General features: G+C 45.2%; 8 protein-coding genes. 7 read left to right on the top strand and 1 reads right to left on the bottom strand.

What is annotated here, in order from left to right; all coding sequences use genetic code 11:
• From BO225_RS13050 to BO225_RS01305, 7 genes are all read left to right on the top strand, one after another.
• Window positions 1-284, top strand: a 284-nt coding sequence (locus tag BO225_RS13050; RefSeq protein WP_143356819.1) for a transposase domain-containing protein, incomplete at its 5' end; no start/stop codon positions are given.
• 150 nt (window positions 285-434) lie between these two features.
• Window positions 435-893 carry a PTS sugar transporter subunit IIB gene (locus tag BO225_RS01330; RefSeq protein WP_198936075.1) on the top strand — a complete coding sequence of 153 codons (459 nt, stop codon included), beginning with the start codon at window positions 435-437 and terminating at the stop codon, window positions 891-893.
• A gap of 10 nt (window positions 894-903) precedes the next feature.
• Window positions 904-1,593: an endonuclease/exonuclease/phosphatase family protein gene (locus BO225_RS01325; RefSeq protein ID WP_083632033.1), complete on the top strand. Its 690-nt coding sequence runs from the start codon at window positions 904-906 to the stop codon at window positions 1,591-1,593.
• Window positions 1,594-1,738: 145 nt separating this feature from the next.
• Window positions 1,739-2,389 (top strand): HAD family hydrolase, encoded by a 651-nt coding sequence (locus BO225_RS01320; protein ID WP_076340485.1) that lies wholly within the window; start codon window positions 1,739-1,741, stop codon window positions 2,387-2,389.
• Window positions 2,386-3,402 carry an alpha-hydroxy-acid oxidizing protein gene (locus BO225_RS01315; protein ID WP_076340484.1) on the top strand — a complete coding sequence of 339 codons (1,017 nt, stop codon included), beginning with the start codon at window positions 2,386-2,388 and terminating at the stop codon, window positions 3,400-3,402. The genes BO225_RS01320 and BO225_RS01315 overlap by 4 nt, the downstream gene beginning before the upstream one ends.
• A 107-nt stretch (window positions 3,403-3,509) precedes the next feature.
• A complete protein-coding gene (locus BO225_RS01310) occupies window positions 3,510-4,910 on the top strand; it encodes a 6-phospho-beta-glucosidase (protein ID WP_076340483.1) in 1,401 nt (466 codons plus the stop codon).
• A gap of 6 nt (window positions 4,911-4,916) precedes the next feature.
• Window positions 4,917-5,747, top strand: a complete 831-nt coding sequence (locus BO225_RS01305) for an alpha/beta hydrolase (protein ID WP_076340482.1) — start codon at window positions 4,917-4,919, stop codon at window positions 5,745-5,747.
• A 182-nt stretch (window positions 5,748-5,929) separates the two neighbouring features.
• On the opposite strand, the gene BO225_RS12635 is transcribed toward BO225_RS01305, so the two are convergent.
• Window positions 5,930-6,113, bottom strand: a 184-nt coding sequence (locus BO225_RS12635; protein WP_419185466.1) for a hypothetical protein, incomplete at its 5' end; no start/stop codon positions are given.

The raw sequence follows: 6,113 nt of genomic DNA, 5'->3' as shown, positions 1-6,113 counted from the left end.
TGGACAACGGAAGTCTGCCGATGACCAATTCGCTTGCCGAAAGGACGATCCGAAATTTTGCGGTAGGAAGAAACAACTGGCTGTTTTCGGGAAGTCCTAGAGGAGCCAAGGCTTGCGGAGTGCTCTACTCGATCGTAGAAAGCGCCAAAGCCAATGGGCTGATCCCTTACAAATACATCCTTCACCTTTTAAAAGAACTCTCAAGACATGCCGGAAAGCTGACCAGCGAAATACTGGAACAATGTATGCCTTGGAATCCAAATTTGATCAGCCTATGCCAATAAAAACAAAGACGCTCATCGCAGGTAGAGATATTGTCTCTGATTCGATGAGCGTTTTCTATACGCTGTTTTAATTCCCGCTTACCATGAATCTCGAACGATGATTTGATAGGGCACGATCGTGCGGCTTGCCATCAAGCTAGGATTTTCTAAATGATTGATCGCTTGACTGGCGGCGACATCATCAACTTTATCATCGCCTGTCTTGTATTCTTAGCGATCGGTTATTTTGTATCGTACTGGATGATTGGGAAATTCAATTACGCGACACCAGGCCGCAATGGAAACTATTCAAACGATGAAGAAGAAGACGTGAAAGAACGGAAAACTGGCGATGGAAATTCACAACCAGAAAGAATCATCGCGCTTCTTGGAGGACGAGACACCATTACTCTAGTCGACGCCTGCATGACCCGCCTAAGAGTCACGGTCAAAGATCCAGAAAAAGTCGCGGACGTGACAGAATGGAAAAAAGAAGGCGCCATGGGATTGATGAAAAAAACAATGGCATTCAAGCCGTCTATGGACCAAAAGCCGATGTTCTTAAATCGGACATCAACGACATTTTGTAGGCCGCATGCGTCTTCTTACTTGAAATACACACTCGCTTGAAGAGAAGTACATGCTTTCAAAACAACAAGTGTTCGTGGAAGCGATCGCCAATTTGCAGCCCGATGTATTCTGTCTGCAAGAAGTCAATCAAAGCCAAGGCGCACAAGAAGTAAAACCACTCAAGAATCAAATTCAGATCCAAGATACAATCAAACTTCGACAAGATAATCATGCCTATACGATCGTAAAAATGCTCGAAGGCCAGGGAATCCATTACGAGTGGGTATGGCTGCCAATCAAAGTTGGCTATGGAAAGTATGATGAAGGGGTCGCGATCTTTTCAAAGAAACCGATCTTGGAAGTGGAAGATCTTCTTGTTTCTCAAAACAAAAGCTATTCAAACTATCGGACGAGACGGCTTCTAGGGATCCGCAATGAAGATGGCTGGTTCTACAGCGTCCATTTCTCATGGTGGGCTGATCCAGAAGAACCTTTCGCCAATCAATGGAAGAAGGCAAATCAAAGCATCTCCCAAAAGAAGAAGGAACCCGTTTTCTTGCTTGGAGACTTCAATGGAGACGCAGCGATCCGAAACGAAAACTATGACACGATTCGACAGGTTGGATTTTACGACACGTATCTTTTAGCCAAAGAGAAAGATGATGGCTATACGATTTCAGGACAAATCGATGGCTGGCGGGAAAATGAGCCGATCCCGCAAAGACGAATCGCCCTCTTTCCGTTAGAAGTTCGCAAGTGATTTTCAATAATAAAAATTGGCCTGTGATTTCGGATCATTTCGGGATCATGGTCGAATTTCAATGATCAGACGAGTCAATTGACTCGTCTTTTTTGTTTCATCTTTTCTGTTTTTTGTTAGAATGATATTCAAGGAGTGAAGAAAAATGAAGGATCATACGAAGGCTGTCTTGTTCGATTTAGATGGCACTCTATGGGATTCGGGGAAATCGGTTGTGGATGCGTGGAACGTGATCTTGGCTCAAGAAGATCTTCCCCAAATCAGTGCGGAACAAATGCGAAGCGTAATGGGTTTTTCAATGGATGACATATGGCAGACGTTATTTCCAACGTGCGAAAAGGCACGCGGCAAACAGGTGATGAAACGATGCGAATGTTTTGAAAACGCCTATATTCGAAGTCACGGGGGAATGTTGTTCGAACATGTTCGGGAAGTGCTTTCTCAAATGAGCGAGCAGTATATGGTCGGGATCATATCCAATTGTCAGGCAGGCTATATCGAAGCGTTCTTGGCCTATTACGGACTCGAAGACTATGTAGACTTTACAAGGGCGTTTGGCGACTTTCATAAACAGAAGGCAGAAAACATCCAAGATATCATTCGAGAAAACAAGATCAAAGAAGCGATCTATATTGGAGATATCGAAAACGATTATCTTTCAGCAAAAAAAGCGAATGTGCCTTTTTTATTGGCGAAATATGGGTTTGGCCCATTTCCTTACGCCCCCTATGTGGAATCGGTCAAAGAGATTCCCGCCTGTGTAGAATTGTATTTTGAGAAAGGAAGAGAAGCATGAATTTTCAAGAAGTGTTGAATAAAAGCCGGCCGCTTGTTGGTCCTCACTGCAAAGCGTGTTTGATTTGCGACGGAAGAGCGTGTTGCAACCAGATCCCAGGACCAGGAAGTAAAGGGAGCGGACGCGTGGCGACGCGCAATTATGAAGGCTGGCAAGATGTATTCGTGAAGATGGATACGATCGTTCCCAAGGGAAAGATCGATACGACATTGACTCTCTTTGGAAAAACGTTCAAATATCCAATTTTTGCAGGACCTGTGGGCGCGGTAGCCATGCACTACAGCGACCTTTATTCAGATCAGACGTTCTATAAGACGTTGTTGGCTGGAGCGAAGAAAGCGGGCATCTGTGCCTTTACGGGTGATGGAATGGATCCAGCCATCATGATCGACGCATGTCAAGAAATCAAAAACCAAGATGGCTTAGGCGTGCCCACGATCAAACCTTGGCCAAAAGAAATCGTGCTCGAAAAGCTAGAGCTTGTCAAAAATAGCAAAGCCTTTATGGTAGCGATGGACATCGATGCGGCAGGACTCCCTTTTTTAAAGAGCTTCACCCCGCCAGCGGGAAGAAAGAGTGTGCAAGAACTCAAAGAGATCATCGACGCTTCTCCTGTTCCGTTTATGCTCAAAGGGATCATGAGCGAAGAAGGAGCGATCAAAGCGCTAGAGGCCGGTGCGAAAGCGATCGTCGTAAGCAACCATGGAGGGCGAGTCTTGGATGGAACGCCTTCGAGCGCTTCCGTGCTGGAGAAGATCGCAAAGGTCGTCGACGGAAGAATGAAGATCTTCGTGGATGGAGGTCTTCGCAGCGGCGTGGATATTTTTAAAGCGCTCGCGATGGGAGCGGATGTTGTTCTTGTCGCTCGTCCTTTCGTGAACGCGGTCTATGGCGCTGGGGAAGAAGGCGTCGAGGTGCTTGTGGAAACCCTCGGCCAAGAATTGAAAGATACGATGGAAATGTGCGGAGCATCCGATCTTGCTTCGATCGATAAAACGATGATTACACGCTAAGCGTTCTTTTTTTAAGGAATTGGAAACGGCGTTACGGATTGTAAGCCCTCTCTTTTTTTTGATTTCGGATCCAATATAATGGAATCAAGAAAGAGAGGGCTATTTATATGGCAAAAGATGGAGTTAAAATTGCGACAATTGGCGGCGGAAGTTCTTATACACCCGAATTGATGGAAGGATTCATCAAACGATATGATGAATTGCCGATCAAAGAAATCTGGCTAGTGGATATTGAAGAGGGACGCGAAAAGATGGAGATCGTGGGCGCCATGGCTCAACGGATGTGGGACGCGACTCCTTACGATGTCAGGGTCCACTTGACGCTTGATCGAAAAGAGGCGCTCAAAGATGCGGATTTTGTCACGACCCAATTTCGTGTAGGTTTGCTCAATGCCCGCATCAAAGACGAGCGGATCCCGCTTTCTTATGGGATCATGGGTCAAGAAACAAATGGTCCTGGAGGAATTTTTAAGGCACTTAGAACGATTCCTGTCATTCTCGATATCGTAGAGGATATGAAGGAACTTTGTCCAAATGCCTGGTTGATCAACTTTACCAATCCAAGCGGCATGGTCACGGAAGCCGTCATGAAGTATGGACATTGGGACAAGGTGATCGGCCTTTGCAATGTGCCGATCGGCGCGATGATGAAAGAGCCAGAAACGATCGATAAGACATTAGATGAATTGATCTACAAGTTCGCGGGATTGAATCATTTCCATTGGCATCGTGTTTGGGACAATGAAGGAAATGAAGTCACGAAAGGCTTGATCGAAGCCATGTATGATCCAAAAAAAGACAGTGGCATTCCGGCCAATATTTTTGATATGCCATTCATGAAGGAGCAACTGCTTGAAATGAACATGATCCCTTGCGGATATCATCGGTATTATTATCGGCAAGAAGAAATGCTCAACCATATGTTGGAAGAATACGCTTCTGAAGAGGGTGTGCGCGCGCAGCAAGTGAAAGCGACCGAAGCCGCTTTGTTTGAATTGTATAAAGATCCGAATTTGAACTATAAGCCAGAAGAGCTGGCAAAACGAGGCGGAGCACATTATTCAGATGCGGCGTGTGATACGATCGCATCGATCTACGCGAATAAGAATGCCCACATTGTCGTGACGACTCGAAACAATGGAGCCATTCCAGATCTTCCTGAAGATGTGGCGGTCGAAGTCTCTTCTTTCATTGGCGCGACAGGGGCAAAACCGATCGCGTTTGGTAAGTTGCCAACAGCAGAGCGTGGATGGCTGCAGATTATGAAGGCGATGGAGCAAGTGACCGAAGAAGCGGCGGTGACGGGTGATTATGCAAAATTGCTGACGGCCTTCTATTTGAATCCACAAATTCCTAGTGGCGCGACTGCTAAGAGAGTGATGGATGAGCTGTTGGTGGCGCATGAAAAATACTTGCCTCAATTTGCCGAAGATATCGCTCGCCTGAAGGCGGAAGGTGTCACGATTAAAGATGATGTGGCTCGAGAATTGTATGAGAAAGGACTTTGATCCTTCATGGCGCTGATCCAGGTTGATTATTTTTCCAAAGCTTTATTGCGGCAAGTGCATTTTCAAGCGATCTTACCCTTTGATAAAGTATATTTTGATGATGTGGTTCGAGAACAAAAACCCTTCAAGACTTTGTATTTGCTGCATGGCGTATTTGGCGATGAGACCGATTGGGTCAATGGGACAAGGATCGTTCGATGGGCGCAAGATCGAAATTTGGCTGTGATCATGCCGGCAGGTGAAAACAAGTTTTATATCGATCATGACAAATCAACGGATCAATTTTCTCAATATATCGAAGAGCTCGTTGTTCAAACGCGAAAGATCTTCCCACTTTCCGAAAATAGAGAAGATACGTATATTGCGGGCTTGAGCATGGGTGGTTATGGCGCCATCGTGAATGGGTTGAAATACAACACGTTGTTTTCACGCATTGCGGGCTTGAGCGCCGCGCTTCATATTGAGACGTTCGTGAACGCGAGCGAAGAAGCGCTACTTCCTATTATGCGGCGTTCGTATTTAGAAAGCGTGTTTGGCGATCTAGATAAGCTGCTCGGCTCGAACAAGGATTTTCATTTTTTAGCTAAGAAGCTTGTCGAAAAAGAAGCAGATCTTCCAAAAGTCTATTTGGCTTGTGGAACGGAAGATGATTTATACAAGTGGGATCATGCGTTTTATGAAGAGCTTCAAGAACTTGGTTACGAGGTGACTTGGAAAGAAATTCCAGGCGGTCATGATTGGGATTTTTGGGATCGAATGATCTTGGATGTGTTGAATTGGCTTCCGTTGGATGATCAAGAAGAAGCGCTTTCGAGTGGTCAGATTATAAATTCCTAGTTCAATCTACTTTTATTATGTTAAATGACATAGCAGTTAATAGCATAGAACAGCTTCACTCAACCTAATAGAATAACCAGTCAACAAACAGATCAAGTGAATAATCTGCTCTCGTGGACAACTTTACAATTCGTTTGGCAGTCGTGTTTTCTGTTCGGAATATTTTATCGAGCCAACCTGACTTAAAAGCTCAGATTTAGCTTGATTGGGGATAATCCAATCCCCTCTATCCCATTGGCATAGGCTGTTGGGACTACTTTCTTCAGGATCTGCAATGCGGCATTGATATCCGCGTTGATGAGTCTGTTTGTATCTGAACGATACAGGCCACGTTTTATTCGGCGTCTGGCAGGGGACTTTCCCTGC

Source organism: Dubosiella newyorkensis, assembly GCF_001945605.1.
Lineage (GTDB): Bacteria > Bacillota_I > Bacilli_A > Erysipelotrichales > Erysipelotrichaceae > Dubosiella > Dubosiella newyorkensis.
This window is presented reverse-complemented; position numbering and strand designations above follow the sequence as displayed.

Excerpts from the sequence above, each read along its gene's own strand:
- BO225_RS01330 (WP_198936075.1), top strand. The coding sequence starts at position 435 with ATGATTGATCGCTTGACTGGCGGCGACATCATCAACTTTATCATCGCC.
- BO225_RS01325 (WP_083632033.1), top strand. The coding sequence starts at position 904 with ATGCTTTCAAAACAACAAGTGTTCGTGGAAGCGATCGCCAATTTGCAG.
- BO225_RS01320 (WP_076340485.1), top strand. The coding sequence starts at position 1,739 with ATGAAGGATCATACGAAGGCTGTCTTGTTCGATTTAGATGGCACTCTA.
- BO225_RS01315 (WP_076340484.1), top strand. The coding sequence starts at position 2,386 with ATGAATTTTCAAGAAGTGTTGAATAAAAGCCGGCCGCTTGTTGGTCCT.
- BO225_RS01310 (WP_076340483.1), top strand. The coding sequence starts at position 3,510 with ATGGCAAAAGATGGAGTTAAAATTGCGACAATTGGCGGCGGAAGTTCT.
- BO225_RS01305 (WP_076340482.1), top strand. The coding sequence starts at position 4,917 with ATGGCGCTGATCCAGGTTGATTATTTTTCCAAAGCTTTATTGCGGCAA.